Genomic DNA, 16788 nt, shown 5'->3' with positions numbered 1-16788 from the left:
GCGATGACGCCAATCGACGCCAAGCGCCCGCTGCAGCTCAATGATCAGGGCCAGCTGCGCCACTTCCTCTCGCTCGACGGTTTGCCCCGCGAACTGCTCACCGAGATCCTCGACACCGCTGACTCGTTCCTCGAAGTCGGCGCACGGGCCGTCAAGAAAGTCCCGTTGCTGCGCGGCAAGACCGTGTGCAACGTGTTCTTCGAAAACTCGACCCGCACCCGCACCACCTTCGAACTGGCCGCCCAGCGCCTGTCGGCCGACGTGATCAGCCTGAATGTGTCGACCTCCTCGACCAGCAAGGGCGAAACCCTGTTCGACACCCTGCGCAACCTCGAAGCCATGGCCGCCGACATGTTCGTCGTGCGCCACTCCGACTCCGGCGCCGCGCACTTCATCGCCGAGCATGTATGCCCGGATGTCGCGGTCATCAACGGCGGTGACGGTCGCCATGCGCACCCGACCCAAGGCATGCTCGACATGCTGACCATCCGCCGCCACAAAGGCAGCTTCGAGAACCTGTCCGTGGCGATCGTCGGCGATATCCTGCACTCGCGTGTAGCCCGCTCCGACATGCTCGCGCTCAAGGCCCTGGGTTGCCCGGATATCCGCGTGATCGGCCCGAAAACCCTGATCCCGATCGGTATCGAGCAGTACGGCGTGAAGGTCTACACCGACCTCACCGAAGGCCTGAAGGACGTCGACGTGGTGATCATGCTGCGCCTGCAGCGTGAGCGCATGGCTGGCGGCCTGCTGCCCAGCGAGGGTGAGTTCTACCGCCTGTTCGGCCTGACCACCGCGCGCCTCGCCGGCGCCAAGCCGGATGCCATCGTCATGCACCCGGGGCCGATCAACCGCGGCGTGGAGATCGAGTCGGCAGTGGCTGATGGTAAACACTCGGTGATCCTCAACCAGGTCACCTACGGCATCGCCGTGCGCATGGCGGTGCTGTCCATGGCCATGAGCGGGCAGAACACGCAACGTCAACTCGACCAGGAGAACGCCCAGTGACCCTCAGCATTCTTGGCGCCCGGGTCATCGACCCCAAGAGTGGCCTGGACCACGTCACCGACCTGCACCTGGACGGTGGCCGAATTGCCGCCATCGGCGCGGCCCCGGCCGGCTTCAGTGCCAGCCGTACGATCCAGGCCGACGGCCTGATCGCCGCACCCGGCCTGGTCGACCTCGGCGTATCGCTGCGCGAACCGGGCTACAGCCGCAAGGGCACCATCGCCAGTGAAACCCGCGCCGCCGTAGCCGGTGGCGTCACCAGCCTGTGCTGCCCGCCGCAGACCAAGCCGGTGCTCGATACCTCGGCAGTGGCCGAGCTGATCCTCGACCGCGCCCGTGAAGCCGGCAACAGCAAGGTCTACCCCATCGGCGCCCTGACCAAGGGCCTGGAAGGCGAGCAACTGGCCGAACTGGTCGCCCTGCGTGACACCGGCTGCGTCGCCTTCGGCAACGGCCTGAAAGAAATCCCCAACAACCGTACCCTGGCCCGCGCCCTGGAATACGCCGCCACCTTCGACCTGACCGTGGTCTTCCACTCCCAGGACCGCGACCTGGCGCAAGGCGGCCTGGCCCATGAAGGCGCGATGGCCAGTTTCCTCGGCCTGCCCGGCATCCCGGAAACCGCCGAGACCGTGGCCCTGGCGCGCAATCTGCTGCTGGTGGAACAGGCCGGCGTACGTGCGCACTTCACACAGATCACCAGCGCCCGTGGCGCGCAGCTGATCGCCCAGGCCCAACAACTTGGCCTGCCGGTGACCGCCGATGTGGCGCTGTACCAGCTGATCCTCACCGACGAGTCGCTGCGCGAGTTCTCAAGCCTTTACCACGTGCAACCGCCACTGCGTAGCGCCGCCGACCGCGATGGCCTGCGCGAAGCGGTCAGATCGGGCGTGATCCAAGCCATCGCCAGCCATCATCAGCCCCACGAGCGCGATGCCAAGCTGGCCCCGTTCGGTGCCACAGAGCCAGGTATCAGCAGTGTCGAACTGCTGCTGCCACTGGCCATGACGCTGGTCGACGATGGCCTGCTCGACTTGCCGACCCTGCTCGCCCGTCTGAGCAGCGGCCCCGCGGCCGCCATGCGCCTCCCGGCGGGCGAACTGAAGGTGGGTGGTGCGGCAGACCTGGTGCTGTTCGATGCCAAGGCCTCGACGGTTGCCGGCGAGCAGTGGTACTCGCGCGGCGACAACTGCCCGTTCATCGGCCACTGCCTGCCCGGCGCGGTGCGATACACCGTAGTCGACGGGCATGTCTGCCACGAGGGCTGAGCCCGCGTAGCACGCCGCAAGCTGCAAGCTGCAAGAAAAGCAGGCCCGCTGGTTTTTCTTGCCGCTTGCAGCTTGCAGCTCGTCGCCAATGGTTGAAATCCTTCCCCCCACCCCCATATGAGTCTGCATCAGGCAATTTTGCCCCGCTGCGTGGAGACTCTCCCTTGACCACCATCGTTTCTGTCCGCCGTCACGGCAAAGTCGTCATGGGCGGCGACGGCCAAGTATCCCTCGGCAACACCGTCATGAAAGGCAACGCCAAAAAGGTACGTCGCCTGTACAACGGTGAGGTCATCGCCGGTTTCGCCGGCGCCACCGCCGACGCGTTCACCCTCTTCGAGCGCTTCGAAGCCCAACTGCAGAAACACTCTGGCCATTTGGTACGTGCCGCCGTCGAGCTGGCCAAGGAATGGCGTACCGACCGTTCCCTGAGCCGCCTGGAGGCCATGCTGGCCGTGGCCAACAAGGACGCATCGCTGATCATCACTGGCAACGGTGACGTGGTCGAGCCAGAAGACGGCCTGATCGCCATGGGCTCCGGCGGCGCCTACGCCCAGGCCGCAGCCCGTGCCCTGCTGAACAAGACTGACCTCTCGGCCCGCGAAATCGCCGAGACCGCACTGAACATCGCCGGTGACATTTGCGTGTTCACCAACCACAACCTGACCATCGAGGAGCAGGACCTGGCCGAGTGATCAGCTGTTCTGGCGCCCCGTCCCGGTGACGGGGCTTTTCCACGCTGACTCATTCTGCTCGAGGACCATTTTCATCATGTCCATGACCCCCCGCGAGATCGTCCACGAACTCAACCGCCACATCATCGGCCAGGACGACGCAAAGCGCGCCGTGGCCATCGCCCTGCGCAACCGCTGGCGCCGTATGCAGCTGCCTGCCGAGCTGCGCGCCGAGGTGACGCCCAAGAACATCCTGATGATCGGTCCCACCGGCGTTGGCAAGACCGAAATTGCCCGTCGCCTGGCCAAGCTGGCCAACGCACCGTTCCTCAAGGTCGAAGCGACCAAGTTCACCGAGGTGGGCTATGTTGGCCGCGATGTCGAATCGATCATCCGCGACCTGGCTGACGCGGCCATGAAGATGCTGCGTGAGCAGGAGATCATCCGCGTGCGCCACCGCGCCGAAGATGCCGCTGAAGACCGTATCCTCGACGCCCTGCTGCCGCAGGCCCGGGTCACCAGCTTCAGCGAGGAAGCCGCGCAGACCAGCAGCGACTCCAATACCCGCCAGCTGTTCCGCAAGCGCCTGCGTGAAGGCCAGCTGGACGACAAGGAAATCGAAATCGAGGTGGCCGACGCTGTAGGCGTCGAAATCGCCGCGCCGCCCGGCATGGAAGAGATGACCAACCAGCTGCAGAGCCTGTTCGCCAACATGGGCAAGGGCAAGCGCAAGGCGCGCAAGCTCAAGGTCAAGGAAGCGTTGAAGATGGTTCGCGACGAAGAAGCGAGCCGCCTGGTCAACGATGATGACTTGAAGGCCAAGGCCCTGGAAGCGGTGGAGCAGCACGGCATCGTGTTCATCGACGAAATCGACAAGGTGGCCAAGCGTGGCAACGTCGGTGGCGCTGATGTGTCCCGTGAAGGTGTGCAGCGCGACCTGCTGCCGCTGATCGAAGGCTGCACGGTCAACACCAAGCTGGGCATGGTCAAGACCGACCACATTCTGTTCATCGCCTCTGGCGCGTTCCACCTGAGCAAGCCGAGCGACCTGGTCCCTGAACTGCAAGGCCGCCTGCCGATCCGTGTCGAGCTCAAGGCACTGACCCCAGAGGACTTCGAGCGCATCCTGCAAGAGCCGCACGCTTCGCTGACTGAACAGTACCGCGAGTTGCTCAAGACCGAGGGGCTGAACATCGAGTTCAAGGCCGACGGTATCAAGCGCCTGGCCGAGATCGCCTACCAGGTCAACGAGAAGACCGAAAACATCGGTGCCCGCCGCCTGCACACACTGCTCGAGCGCCTGCTCGAAGAGCTGTCGTTCAGTGCTGGCGACCTGGCCAGCGCCCATGATGAAGCGCCGATCCAGATCGACGCAGCCTATGTGAACGGCCATCTGGGTGAGCTGGCGCAGAACGAAGACCTGTCGCGCTACATTCTCTAAGCGGCAAGCTGTAAGCTGCAAGCGACAAGCTGTTTGGCGTCGCTTGCAGCACTGCGTTCAGATGGTCTTTGTGGGGTGGCTCTACTGTCACTTCTTGCAGCTTCGAGCTGTAAGCTGCAAGCGACAAGCTGTTTGGCGTCGCTTGCAGCACTGCGTATAGATGGTCTTTGTGGGGTGGCTCTACTGTCACTTCTTGCAGCTTCGAGCTGTAAGCTGCAAGCGACAAGCTGTTTGGCGTCGCTTGCAGCACTGCGTTCAGATGGTCCTTGTGGGGTGGCTCTACTATCACTTCTTGCAGCTTGAAGCTTGAAGCTTGAAGCTTGAAGCTTGAAGCTTGAAGCTTGAAGCTTGAAGCTTGCAACTTGTCGCTCAGAAGAGATTCAGACCATGGCCCGCATGCCCACCGCCATCAACCTGCACAAAGCCTCCAGGACACTCAGCCTCACCTACGGTCCCGACGAGGTCTACCACCTGCCCGCCGAATTCCTTCGCGTGCACTCACCCTCCGCCGAGGTCCAGGGCCACGGCAACCCCATCCTGCAATTCGGCAAACTCAATGTCGGCCTCAGCGGCCTCGAGCCCGCTGGCCAATATGCACTGAAATTGACCTTCGACGACGGCCATGACAGCGGGCTGTTCACCTGGGAGTATCTGGAGCAACTGTGCCTGCGCCAGGAACAACTCTGGGCCGAGTACCTCGATGAACTGCACAAGGCCGGCAAATCCCGCGATCCTGCCGAAACAGTGGTCAAATTGATGCTCTAGCTCAAGCCTTCCACGGTTTAGAGCGCATTTTCTAATCTCATCTGCTTGAATGCCCTACAGACAGCTCATTCATGGGCTGTCTTGCGCATTACATGAAAGTCGGGTAACCAATGGAGCTGGCAAGTTCCCTGCATTGCTTTGAAGGCAGTCAGGGCATGGCTGGTATGTAGAGGTCGCGAGCGAAAGCAGGCTGTCTTCACACGCAGACTCCCCCGCAGCTCATCGCCGATAGCATCCGGCCCGCAGCACCGCTGTTCCTTATCACTGGTCACCCGAGTAGCAGTACCGGGCTGTCGACTGTGCATGCGCCACAGCAAACCGGTACTCGTCTCAGGACAACGGAGCGTCGTAGATGAGTAACAAGAACAACGATGAGTTGCAGCGGCAAGCCTCGGACAACACCCTGGGCCTGAACCCGGTTATCGGCATTCGCCGCAAAGACCTGCTCAGCTCTGCGCGTACCGTGCTGCGCCAGGCCGTGCGCCAGCCGCTGCACAGCGCCAAACACGTGGCACATTTCGGCCTGGAGCTGAAAAACGTGCTGCTGGGCAAGTCCAGCCTGGCCCCCGAAGGCGACGACCGCCGCTTCCAGGACCCGGCCTGGAGCAAGAACCCGCTGTACCGCCGCTACCTGCAAACCTATCTGGCCTGGCGCAAGGAGCTGCAGGACTGGATCGGCAGCAGCGACCTGTCGCCCCAGGACATCAGCCGCGGGCAATTCGTCATCAACCTGATGACCGAAGCCATGGCACCGACCAATACTCTGTCCAACCCGGCGGCGGTCAAACGGTTCTTCGAAACCGGCGGCAAGAGCCTGCTCGACGGCCTGTCCAACCTGGCCAAGGACGTGGTCAACAACGGCGGCATGCCCAGCCAGGTCAACATGGACGCCTTTGAAGTGGGCAAGAACCTCGGCACCAGCGAAGGCGCCGTGGTGTACCGCAATGACGTGCTGGAACTGATCCAGTACAGCCCCATCACCGAACAGGTGCACAGCCGCCCTTTGCTAGTGGTGCCGCCCCAGATCAACAAGTTCTACGTCTTCGACCTGAGCCCGGAAAAAAGCCTGGCGCGCTTCTGCCTGCGCTCGCATCAGCAGACCTTCATCATCAGCTGGCGCAACCCGACCAAAGCCCAGCGTGAGTGGGGCCTGTCGACCTACATCGACGCGCTCAAGGAAGCGGTCGACGCGGTCCTGGCGATTACCGGCAGCAAGGACCTGAACATGCTCGGCGCCTGCTCCGGCGGCATCACCTGCACCGCGCTGGTCGGCCACTACGCCGCGCTGGGCGAGAAGAAGGTGAATGCGCTCACCCTGCTGGTCAGCGTGCTGGACACCACCCTGGATACCCAGGTCGCATTGTTCGTCGACGAGCAGACCCTCGAGTCGGCCAAGCGCCACTCCTACCAGGCCGGCGTGCTCGAAGGCAGCGACATGGCCAAGGTGTTCGCCTGGATGCGCCCCAACGACCTGATCTGGAACTACTGGGTCAACAATTACCTGCTCGGCAACGAGCCGCCGGTGTTCGACATCCTGTTCTGGAACAACGACACCACCCGCCTGCCCGCGGCCTTCCACGGCGACCTGATCGAGATGTTCAAGAACAACCCGCTGACCCGCGCCGATGCACTGGAAGTGTGCGGGACCGCCATCGACCTGAAAAAGGTCAAGTGCGACATCTTCAGCGTGGCCGGCACCGCCGACCACATTACCCCGTGGCAGTCGTGCTACCGCTCGGCGCACCTGTTTGGCGGCAAGATCGAATTTGTCCTGTCCAACAGCGGCCACATCCAGAGCATCCTCAACCCGCCAGGCAACCCCAAGGCACGCTTCCTGACCGGTGTGGACCGCCCCGGGGACCCTTTGGCCTGGCAAGAGAACGCAGACAAACATGCCGACTCCTGGTGGCTGTATTGGCAGACATGGCTGAGCGAGCGCGCCGGCGAGTTGAAAAAGGCGCCGACCCGCCTGGGCAACCGTGCCTACGTCGCAGGTGAAGCCGCACCGGGAACTTACGTTCACGAACGTTGAGTTGTAACGCCGTGGCAGCCCACGGGCAGGCCACGGCGCTTCATTCACCACAGAGTCATGCGCATGTCGTCACACTACATATTCCGGACCGTCGAGCTGGACGACCAGTCCATCCGCACTGCCGTGCGCCCAGGCAAGCCGCACCTGACGCCGCTATTGATCTTCAATGGTATCGGCGCCAACCTGGAGCTGGTTTTCCCGTTCATCGAAGCGCTGGACCCGGACCTCGAAGTCATTGCCTTCGACGTGCCGGGCGTGGGTGGCTCTTCCACCCCTCGCCGCCCCTATCGCTTCCCCGGCCTGGCCAAGCTGACCGCGCGCATGCTCGACTACCTGGACTACGGCCAGGTCAACGCGATCGGGGTGTCCTGGGGCGGCGCCCTGGCCCAGCAGTTCGCCCATGACTACCCAGAGCGTTGCAAGAAGCTGGTGCTGGCCGCCACCGCCGCCGGTGCATTCATGGTACCGGGTAAGCCCCGGGTGCTGTGGAACATGGCCAGCCCCCGGCGCTACATCCAGCCCTCGCATGTGATCCGTATCGCGCCGCTGATCTATGGCGGCGCCTTTCGCCGCGACCCTGACCTTGCCATGCACCATGCATCCAAGGTGCGCTCCGGCGGCAAGATGGGCTACTACTGGCAGTTGTTCGCCGGGCTGGGCTGGACCAGCATCCACTGGCTGCACAAGATCCAGCAGCCCACGTTGGTGCTGGCCGGCGACGACGATCCGCTGATCCCACTGATCAACATGCGCTTGCTGGCCTGGCGAATTCCCAATGCCCAGCTACATATTATCGACGACGGTCATTTGTTCCTGATCACCCGGGCCGAAGCCGTCGCCCCGATCATCATGAAGTTCCTCGAGCAAGAACGTCAGCGCGCGGTCATGCACCCCCGCCCGGCCTCCGGCGGCTAGGGTGCTGTTTGCTGTTGTTCTGTCCCGACCGTGGCCTGACGAAGGAGTGCTGCCATGAAAGACAAACCGGCCAAAGGAACGACAACGCTCCCAGCCATCAGCATGAACGCACAGAACGCGATCGTCGGCCTGCGCGGCCGCGACCTGATTTCCACGCTGCGCAATGTTGGCCGGCATGGTTTGCTCAACCCCTTGCACACCGCACGCCACCTGCTTGCCCTGAGCGGCCAGCTGGGTCGCGTCATGCTCGGCGACACACCCTACTCGCCAAGCCCGCGGGATGCGCGCTTCAGCGATCCGACATGGAGCCAGAACCCGTTTTACCGCCGTGGCCTGCAGGCCTACCTGGCCTGGCAGAAGCAGACCCGCCTGTGGATAGATGAAAGCCACCTGGACGACGATGACCGGGCCCGGGCGCATTTCCTGTTCAACCAGATCAACGACGCCCTGGCACCGAGCAACTCGTTGCTCAATCCGTTGGCGGTCAAGGAACTGCTCAATACCGGCGGGCAGAGCCTGGTGCGCGGCGTGGCCCACCTGCTCGACGACCTGCGGCACAACGACGGCCTGCCGCGCCAGGTGGACGAGCGGGCCTTCGAAGTCGGCGGCAACCTGGCGGCAACCCCGGGCGCGGTGGTGTTTCGCAACGAGATGCTGGAACTGATCCAGTACAAGCCGATGAGTGAAAAACAGCACGCTCGGCCTTTGCTGGTGGTGCCACCGCAGATCAACAAGTTCTATATCTTCGACATGCAGGCGAACAACAGTTTCGTCCAGTTCATGCTCAAGAACGGTTTGCAGGTGTTCATGGTCAGCTGGCGCAACCCCGACCCGCGCCACCGCGAATGGGGCCTGTCCAGCTATGTAGAGGCGCTTGAAGAAGCACTCAACGCCTGCCGCAGCATCAGCGGCAACCGCGACCCCAACCTGATGGGCGCCTGCGCCGGCGGCCTGACCATGGCCGCGCTGCAGGGCCACCTGCAAGCCAAGCACCAACTGCGCCGGGTGCGCAGCGCCACCTACCTGGTCAGCTTGCTCGACAGCAAGTTCGACAGCCCCGCCAGCCTGTTCGCCGACGAGCAGACCATCGAAGCGGCCAAGCGCCGCTCCTACCAGCGCGGGGTACTGGATGGCAGCGAAGTGGCGCGGATCTTCGCCTGGATGCGGCCCAACGACCTGATCTGGAACTACTGGGTCAACAATTACCTGCTGGGCAAGACGCCGCCTGCTTTCGACATTCTCTACTGGAATGCCGACAGCACGCGGCTGCCCGCTGCACTGCATGGCGAACTGTTGGACTTCTTTAAGCTCAACCCGCTCACCCACCCCGCCGGGCTGGAGGTCTGCGGCACGCCTATCGACCTCAAGCAGGTCAACCTCGACAGCTTCACCGTGGCCGGCAGCAACGACCACATCACGCCATGGGATGCCGTGTACCGTTCGGCCTTGCTGCTGGGCGGCGAGCGGCGCTTCGTGCTGGCCAACAGCGGGCACATCCAGAGCATCATCAACCCGCCCGGCAACCCCAAGGCCTATTACCTGGACAACCCCAGGCTATCGAGTGACCCGCGTGCCTGGTTCCACGATGCCAAGCGCAACGACGGCAGCTGGTGGCCCCTGTGGCTGGAGTGGATAACCCCCCGTTCCGGCCCGCTCAAGGCGCCGCGGGTAGAGCTGGGCAACGCGACCTATCCACCGCTGGGCCCCGCGCCAGGCACCTATGTCCTGACCCGATGAGTACAACGACTGGATGAAGACCCGCGACCGTATTCTCGAATGCGCCCTGCAGCTGTTCAACCAGCAGGGCGAGCCCAACGTTTCGACGCTTGAGATTGCCAACGAGCTGGGCATCAGCCCAGGCAACCTGTATTACCACTTCCACGGTAAGGAGCCTTTGATAATCGGCCTGTTCGAGCGCTTCGAAGAAGCGCTGATGCCGCTGCTGGACCCGCCCCTGGAAGTGCGCCTGGATGCCGAGGACTACTGGCTTTTTCTTCACTTGATCGTCGAACGCATGGCCCAGTACCGCTTCCTGTTCCAGGACCTGTCGAACCTGACCGGGCGCCTGCCCAAGCTGGCACGGGGCATGCGCAGCCTGATCAATGCACTCAAACGCACACTGGCGGCACTGCTGGCCAGCCTCAAAGGCCAGGGCCAGGTGGTCAGTGAAACGCAGGCGCTGGGCCAACTGGTGGAGCAGATCACCCTGACGCTCATGTTCTCGCTGGATTACCAGCGGGTACTGGGGCGCGAGGGGGATGTAGGGATCGTGGTGTATCAGGTGATGATGCTGGTGGCGCCGCATCTGCAGGCGCCAGCGCGTGAAGCGGCGGAGCAGTTGGCGGTGCGCTACCTGGAGGAGTAGGGGTACAGATTTCCGGGGGCGCGACTGGCCCCATCGCCGGCAAGCCGCCCCCCAAGTACTGCGCGGGTTTCAAAGCTTGCGCAGTACGTGTGGGGGCTGGCTTGCCGGCGATGACGGCGACGCGGTATCAGGCCTCGGTAGCGCTCACCGGTGCCGACGCAGCGCTGCTGGCGGGAGCTGCGCTGGGTGCTGGCGCTGCAGTAGCGGCCGGTGCGGCGCTGGCTGCGGGTGCTGCCGGCTTGGCAGCGGCCGGCTTGGCCTGTGCCTTTTTCACCGCAGGTTTTTTCGCAGCAGCAGGCTTTGCTGCAGGCTTGGCAGCAACGGGTTTGGCTGCAGGTTTCGCCGCGGGTTTGGCCGCCGCAGTCTTGGCCGCTGGTTTGCTCGCAGGCTTGGCCGCCGACGTTTTTGCTGCAGGCTTGGCAGCTGCCTTGGCCAGCGGTTTGGCTGCAGTCTTGCTGGCTGCAGGCTTGGCTGCAGCGGCGCGCGACGAGATCGGCGTGACCGAAGCCCCGGTCAGTTTCTCGATCTGCTTGGTCAGGCTATCGACCTGCTGGTGCAGGGCCTTGATCTCGTTCCTGCTTGGCACGCCAAGGCGCGAGATAGCGCTGTTCAGGCGCTTGTCGAAGGCTTCTTCGAGCTCGCTCCACTTGCCCAGTGCACGGTCCTTCACGCCAGAAACACGCGAAGTGGTCGAGGCCTTGGCGTTATCGGCCACATCCTCAGCGGTTTTCTTCGCCTGCTTCTCGGCCTTCTCGCCATCTTTGACCAACGAGTCGAACAGCTTCGGGCCGTCCTGGTCGATCTTCGAATAGATACCCAGCCCTGCCAGCCAGATCTTGCGGGAGTACTTCTCGATCCCGCCGACCCAGGAGCTGCCGTCTTTGTCGGAATTCTTCTTGCCAGCCATCCTGCTCTCCTTATGGTTTGTGCGCGACGCGCTCGAGCAGCTCATGCAGCTGTTCAAGCTTGATGGACAACGCCTCAACGTCATGTTTAGACGGAATGCCGAGGCGATTCAAGGCGCGACCGACCCGCGCGTCGAAAGCCTTCTCGATCTTGTCGAGTTGTACTTCGACCTTGCCACGTACGCGGCTGACTTCTTCGGCCGCTTCGTCGATCTGGTTGTTGGCGGCATCGAGTTCTTTGTCGATGCGCTTCTTGCCACGCTTCTCGACCCCTTCACCGGCCTTTACCAGCTCCTGAAAGTAGTCCGAACCCTCCTGGCCAACCCGGGCATAAGCGCCGATGCCTGCCAGCCAGATCTTGCGCGCATAGCCGCGCACTTCGCCCAGCGTGCTTTGGACGTCTTCCTTTTTCTTCACGGTTACTTTAGCCATGTTCTGTACCTCATGCTCACGAGTGGAGAGGAACCGCCCATGGAGGTGGGCTTGAGCATAAGGTAGAGACAGAAATTAGAATCTTCACCCTAAGCAGAGGCAGTACATGACTGCCCGTTGCAACCGCTCTCTGTGTTCTGCGCGCTTCGTCCAATGTACCCGGGCGTGCGACGTATTTACCTCACCCGGCAACCTCGCCGCCTCTAGTGTTCGCGCTCATTTGCAAACTGGAGCTCGACTTGCATGGCGGTATCGCCCTTGAACATCACCTATCGGCAGCTGGTGGCCAGCCGCTTCGCCGAACGCCCCACACTACGCCGCGTGCTGGCTGACGAAGGCTTCAGCGTGCTTGCCGACCGCTACCCGTGGATCGTTCGCAACTATCCGCACCTTGAAAGCCTGGAGCGATTCACCGTACTCAGAGCAGAACCATCCTTGCCGCCAGAGCAGCCGCTGGTGCCACTGCTGCTGGAGCACTACCTGAGCGGCCGCCCCATGGACCTGGGCGCAGCGGATCAACTCAGCATCGCCCCACCGCAGCCCTTCTACCCCCAGGAGCAAGGCGCCAACCCTGCCGACCAGCCCAGAATCACGCTTGATATGGCGATGCTCAACCGCGATTTCGACACAGTGCTCGGCGCCCTGGGCGATGCCTTCGAGCAGGCCCAGATCAGCTTCTGGGCTGGCACCGCCGGCGCTTACGAGCGCTCCAACCTGCGCTGGCTGGCGCATGTGCTGAAAGCTTCACTGCTGAACAACGTGGAACGCCAGGGGCTCAATGCCACCGCCAGAGCCAGGCTCTATCGCCTGCTGTCGAACGGCACCAACACACCGGTCGTCAGCGCCCTGCAGATATCGCTGGGCCTGCCGGGCAACATCCTGTCGTTCACGCTGGCGGACTTTGTACTGGTCTGGCCCGACCTGGTGCTGTGGTGCAGCCCTTCGGGCAGAGTACGCAGCTATAGGGATGCAACCACTTTCGCCAATGCCCTGCGCGATCAATTGGCCCAAACGTATCGCTTCGACACCTTGCGCTGGGCGCAGCGTCCCTTGCCCGGCGACCCGTTCGAACACCAGGCTACGGCCATGCTCAATGGCATCGTCGAGCGCCTCGGCCACCTGAGGGTGGCGCCCATCAGCTCTGTAGAGGCGCTGGAACAGACGCTCGACACCGTTACCAACCCCGCCTTTGGCATTTCCGGCCAGCCAGTGGTGGATCAAGAGCAACCGGCAATCGCCTTACCAGGCTGGCTGGCTTCGGCAGACGCCAGCGACCGCCTGCTGTACAGCGCCGCCTTGCTGCAGTTGGGCGCCCGCCAGGCGCAGGCAGGCAGCAAAGGGTCACTGGACGATGTCGAAACGCTTCACGCTTATGCCAGGCGGCGCCTGCGCGAACAAATGCAACTCGACCACCCCGACCAGCCACTGCCCGACCCCAACGCGCTGATGATAGCGATCTCCGTTGTCGTGCCTGTGTCATCGACAGGGCCAGCCCAGCTGCCTTACCTCAAAAGCATGTCCCTCACCGAACTGGCCATAGAACGCCTGCACACCGCGTCGAACGAAGTGGCATCGGGCCTGACCTACCAGGGGCGCCTACCGGAGCAAGCCTGGATCACCCTCGATTACGTTCAGGCCCTGATCGTTGCGGTCGACATCGGCGGCCAGTATCCGCTGCACGTGGCCGCTCAGCTTCAGGCATTCGAGCATGACCCCGGGCAAGTCCAACGCTTTGCCCAGGAATGGCGCAGTAATCTGGCGTTTTCGGCCCTCAAGGCGAAAATTGCCGGCCAGCTTGGCGAGACGGCCTACCGGGCGATTGCCGAATTTTGCCTGGGCAAAGCACTGCCCTCGACGCCATTGACGGTCTCGGCACTGCTGCTGCGACCGTTCGCAGGCGCCCGCAAGGGCGACACCGTGCATGGCATGTTCCTGCTGCATGTCCAGGCCAGCGCCAGCTATGTACTCTACCGCCCGTTTTTTGCCCAACGCCCTTTGATGGAACATGCCAGCCTGGATGCGCTGATGGCGCTTATCCGCACGGATGCGCAGTTGCAGCAGGACGTGCTCGACTGGATAGACGATGAAAACCGGCCCGTGTATCAGCACGGTGGCTTCATCCGCCCTCACCTGCACCCGGGCCTGTCCAGCCTGGCGCACTGGCTGGGCGGTGGCACCGCGTGGACCGATGACGCGCTGGAGTCGCTGCGTACCCCGGTAACGCTGATGCATGAGCCTTGGCGGGGCGATCTGGACATCAAGGTGCACAACGCCAGGGTGCAGGCACTGTTACTGCTTGCCTCGCGTCAGGCGGTCTCGAACTCGCAACAGCGCTGGGCGCTGGCCAGGCAGCTTGGCTGGATGCTGTTCAACGCCACCACGCCATTACTGCGCGGCCCGGCAGCGGTCGTGGCCTGGGTGGTGGCTGCAGTGGCTGCATTGAAAGACGATCTGTCGGCACTCACTCAAGGCACACCCGAGGAAAAGGCCCTGGCAGTCACCGACCTGCTGGCCAATGTCGCCATGTTGCTGATCCATGATGTCGGCAGTGTCACCCCAGAACCTCCTTCGGCCCGGCTGCAAGGCCCGCTGCCACGGCTTGAAGGCCTGGAAGCCCGGCCGGCTGCCGCTGCGCCCTGGCGGGAGGCGCCAGACGAAGGCGCCTGGCAATCGCCGGTTCAGCCCCAAAGCCACGTCGCGCTGCTGAACTGGGGCGACAACCAACGCCTGGGCAACCTCCCAGCGCCCACCCGACACGCGCTGGGGCAACTGCAGGCCAACATTTCCCTGGACGGGCTCAAGGTGCAGCGCCAAGGCCGGCTTCGCGGGTTGTATACCCTCGATGACCGCTACTTCGTCAACTTGCACGGGGCTGCCTACGAGGTGCAGGAAAGCGAAACAGGCCTGCGAATCATCGGCCCGCCGCAAAACATGGATGAATGGCAAAGCCGGTGGGGTGGCAACCCGGACGGCTACCATATCGTTGGCCGCCAACGCCGTTACGGTCCCTGGCTGACACGCTGGAACGATACCTGGGTACTGGACCTCGCCCTGGCTGGCGGCATGCCCAGAACCCGGCAGCAAGTCGTCGCGCAGAATCAGCAGCAGTTCGACAGCCTGAACCAGGCGGTGGCTACCCACCACGCCGCGCTGAAGAAGATCAAACCGCTGCTGGAGTCGAACCAGCGATTGATGGCCGACTACGATGCCGATGCCAATGCCTTCGGGCACGCCTTGGCCAGGGCAGGGGGCCCGGCAGCCATGGACGAACAGCTGCAGCAACGAAACCAGGCCCTGACTGCCCAGCGCCAGGCGCTTATGCCGCAGATCCGCACGATATCGCTGTGCCTGGAAAAACAGGCGTCATTGCTGCAAACCAGTGCCTCCCTCCTGCGCCAACTGATCGAGCCGCGGTTCGCCAGGCTGGACCGGCACGGCAGCGCCAGGCGCAGCCTGGGTGTACTTTGCGAAACATTCGTCGAGAACGACATACTGTTGCTTCGCCGTCTGCTGGAACAAACGGACCACAACAGCATCGAGCAACGCTCCGTCGGCCTGAGCAAACTGCCCGTGACCGACGAACAAATACAACGCCATGTTTCACTTCGCCAGGCCATGCAGGACACGCTGGGCATCGTCAACCGCCTGCTCACGGTCAGTGAGCGGCTAGACAACCTCTTGCCGCAGATACTGGATGACCCGCTGATCACCTTCCAGAACAAGGACAAGAAAGCCAGGATCGAAGAGGCCGTGGCGCTGCGCTCCTATTCAACCTTGATCATTCGCGCGCAGAAGCTGAGCGACATGGCGAACCTGTTGCTGGACAAGACGCGCCTGACCGAGCAAGCGGCCGTCGATCTTCTGCCCTTGCAGCAAGCGCTGGACAGCAAGCAGTTCTCACAGACCATCTGGACACATGATGGCATCGCCACGGCAAACCTGCCCCAGGAAGAGCAGGCAGGCTTGCTCGGCGATGCACTACGCGAGTATCAGACCACGCTCGGCAAGGCCCAGTACCTGCAGTCGTTCGATCACCCGGCCATCGACCAGGCCATGCTGCAAGGGTACATCGAGGAATTGTCGACACTGGTGCACATCACTGAAGCGCAGCTTGCCAGTGCCCTGGTGAACGTGGACAGCGGCGCAAGCCCCGCCCCCGCTCCAGTGATGCACCGTGTACACCCTCGCAAGAACACGGTCATCAGGACGGCGCAAGGTCGCCGGCTGCTGGTCGACCGTGCACAAGGCAGCAACCGAGCGGTGCAACACGACCCCGTCACTCAGCAACCTGCCAGCACGTTCGAACAGCGCGACGGCGAGTGGTATGAGCTGCCGCCGGAGCAGCCTTCGGTGGCCCTCAACACCTCCGAACTGCGCCAACGCGCCACCAGCCTGCTCGCCAGCCGTGACGAGCGCATCGCCAAGGCCGCGCGTCACATCAACGAGCCGAATGCCCTGTCCAACCTCATGGACTGGCATATCGAAGACATGCTTGAGATCGCCGTCAAACTCAAGGCCATCAAAGGCGATCCCCGGCTGGCCGCATTGAGCAGCGAACTGCAGGAAGCGATAACCTACGTGCGGGCAGAGAAACAACGGCTGCTGACCCAGTCCTACCTCACCACGCAACACCCCGATGCCGCTGCATTGCGCTACCTGCATGAACGGCAGCGCCTGCAGATCACGCCAACGGTGGCGAGAAAACCGACGCGCCGTGCAAGTGACTTTCTGGACGTGTATGAAATCCGAGACACCCATGCCCCCGCCAAAGTGCTGTGGGAGGCGCACTTTCATTACCGCAGCCAGCAGGCCAGCGCCCGCGACTTCGCCAAGGGCCACTTGAAATTCTGGGAGCCCCGGAGCCTGGAGCGAGAGGAACAACTCAAGCACGCCACCACCGCCGAACGGATCAAGATCTACCGGGGCGATCTGAAGCTCGAAGATGTCGACGGCATCGTACCGTTTCCGGCCGATTGAGCGTGT

The 16788-nt window shown here is 63.1% G+C and carries 12 protein-coding genes; 10 read left to right on the top strand and 2 right to left on the bottom strand.

Features of this window, described 5'->3' with window-relative positions; translation table 11 throughout:
- The first annotated feature begins 3 nt into the window (after positions 1–3).
- The 9 genes from ABRP30_RS02205 to ABRP30_RS02165 all read left to right on the top strand — a co-directional run bounded on the left by ABRP30_RS02205 (position 4) and on the right by ABRP30_RS02165 (position 10468).
- Positions 4–1008 (top strand): aspartate carbamoyltransferase catalytic subunit, encoded by a 1005-nt coding sequence (locus tag ABRP30_RS02205; protein WP_012312408.1) that lies wholly within the window; start codon positions 4–6, stop codon positions 1006–1008.
- Positions 1005–2276 carry a dihydroorotase gene (locus ABRP30_RS02200; protein ID WP_241804077.1) on the top strand — a complete coding sequence of 424 codons (1272 nt, stop codon included), beginning with the start codon at positions 1005–1007 and terminating at the stop codon, positions 2274–2276. The genes ABRP30_RS02205 and ABRP30_RS02200 overlap by 4 nt, the downstream gene beginning before the upstream one ends.
- A gap of 164 nt (positions 2277–2440) precedes the next feature.
- Positions 2441–2971: an ATP-dependent protease subunit HslV gene (gene hslV, locus ABRP30_RS02195; protein ID WP_012312406.1), complete on the top strand. Its 531-nt coding sequence runs from the start codon at positions 2441–2443 to the stop codon at positions 2969–2971.
- Between the two features lie 76 nt (positions 2972–3047).
- A complete protein-coding gene (gene hslU, locus ABRP30_RS02190; RefSeq protein WP_241804078.1) occupies positions 3048–4391 on the top strand; it encodes an ATP-dependent protease ATPase subunit HslU in 1344 nt (447 codons plus the stop codon).
- Between the two features lie 387 nt (positions 4392–4778).
- Positions 4779–5156, top strand: a complete 378-nt coding sequence (locus ABRP30_RS02185) for a DUF971 domain-containing protein (RefSeq protein WP_267820491.1) — start codon at positions 4779–4781, stop codon at positions 5154–5156.
- A 352-nt stretch (positions 5157–5508) separates the two neighbouring features.
- Entirely contained in the window at positions 5509–7188 is a 1680-nt protein-coding gene (gene phaC / locus ABRP30_RS02180; protein WP_241804080.1) for a class II poly(R)-hydroxyalkanoic acid synthase, read from the top strand.
- Between the two features lie 63 nt (positions 7189–7251).
- Positions 7252–8103, top strand: coding sequence for a poly(3-hydroxyalkanoate) depolymerase (phaZ, locus tag ABRP30_RS02175; RefSeq protein WP_267820488.1), 852 nt, complete (start codon positions 7252–7254; stop codon positions 8101–8103).
- 54 nt (positions 8104–8157) lie between these two features.
- A complete protein-coding gene (phaC, locus tag ABRP30_RS02170; protein ID WP_267820487.1) occupies positions 8158–9840 on the top strand; it encodes a class II poly(R)-hydroxyalkanoic acid synthase in 1683 nt (560 codons plus the stop codon).
- Between the two features lie 13 nt (positions 9841–9853).
- Complete coding sequence (locus tag ABRP30_RS02165; RefSeq protein WP_267820484.1) at positions 9854–10468, top strand: TetR/AcrR family transcriptional regulator; 615 nt, start codon at positions 9854–9856, stop codon at positions 10466–10468.
- Between the two features lie 127 nt (positions 10469–10595).
- Here the strand turns inward: ABRP30_RS02165 and ABRP30_RS02160 are convergent, their stop codons facing one another.
- Together ABRP30_RS02160 and ABRP30_RS02155 are read right to left on the bottom strand one after the other, a co-directional pair.
- Positions 10596–11375 carry a phasin family protein gene (locus tag ABRP30_RS02160; protein ID WP_349975190.1) on the bottom strand — a complete coding sequence of 260 codons (780 nt, stop codon included), beginning with the start codon at positions 11373–11375 and terminating at the stop codon, positions 10596–10598.
- Between the two features lie 10 nt (positions 11376–11385).
- Positions 11386–11805 carry a phasin family protein gene (locus ABRP30_RS02155; RefSeq protein WP_349975189.1) on the bottom strand — a complete coding sequence of 140 codons (420 nt, stop codon included), beginning with the start codon at positions 11803–11805 and terminating at the stop codon, positions 11386–11388.
- Between the two features lie 243 nt (positions 11806–12048).
- On the opposite strand from ABRP30_RS02155, the gene ABRP30_RS02150 reads away from it, so the two are divergent.
- A complete protein-coding gene (locus ABRP30_RS02150) occupies positions 12049–16782 on the top strand; it encodes a hypothetical protein (RefSeq protein ID WP_349975188.1) in 4734 nt (1577 codons plus the stop codon).
- Positions 16783–16788: the final 6 nt, after the last annotated feature.

This window comes from Pseudomonas sp. WHRI 8519, from assembly GCF_040224055.2.
Lineage (GTDB): Bacteria > Pseudomonadota > Gammaproteobacteria > Pseudomonadales > Pseudomonadaceae > Aquipseudomonas > Aquipseudomonas putida_X.
The sequence above is the reverse complement of the archived record's forward strand: the minus strand, read 5'-3'. Positions and strand labels throughout refer to the sequence as shown.

Bases quoted from the DNA above. Each gene is read 5' to 3' on its own strand.
- ABRP30_RS02165 (WP_267820484.1), top strand. From the start codon at position 9,854: ATGAAGACCCGCGACCGTATTCTCGAATGCGCCCTGCAGCTGTTCAAC.
- ABRP30_RS02160 (WP_349975190.1), bottom strand. From the start codon at position 11,375: ATGGCTGGCAAGAAGAATTCCGACAAAGACGGCAGCTCCTGGGTCGGC.
- ABRP30_RS02205 (WP_012312408.1), top strand. From the start codon at position 4: ATGACGCCAATCGACGCCAAGCGCCCGCTGCAGCTCAATGATCAGGGC.
- ABRP30_RS02185 (WP_267820491.1), top strand. From the start codon at position 4,779: ATGGCCCGCATGCCCACCGCCATCAACCTGCACAAAGCCTCCAGGACA.
- hslU (WP_241804078.1), top strand. From the start codon at position 3,048: ATGTCCATGACCCCCCGCGAGATCGTCCACGAACTCAACCGCCACATC.
- phaC (WP_241804080.1), top strand. From the start codon at position 5,509: ATGAGTAACAAGAACAACGATGAGTTGCAGCGGCAAGCCTCGGACAAC.
- ABRP30_RS02155 (WP_349975189.1), bottom strand. From the start codon at position 11,805: ATGGCTAAAGTAACCGTGAAGAAAAAGGAAGACGTCCAAAGCACGCTG.
- phaZ (WP_267820488.1), top strand. From the start codon at position 7,252: ATGTCGTCACACTACATATTCCGGACCGTCGAGCTGGACGACCAGTCC.
- ABRP30_RS02150 (WP_349975188.1), top strand. From the start codon at position 12,049: ATGGCGGTATCGCCCTTGAACATCACCTATCGGCAGCTGGTGGCCAGC.
- phaC (WP_267820487.1), top strand. From the start codon at position 8,158: ATGAAAGACAAACCGGCCAAAGGAACGACAACGCTCCCAGCCATCAGC.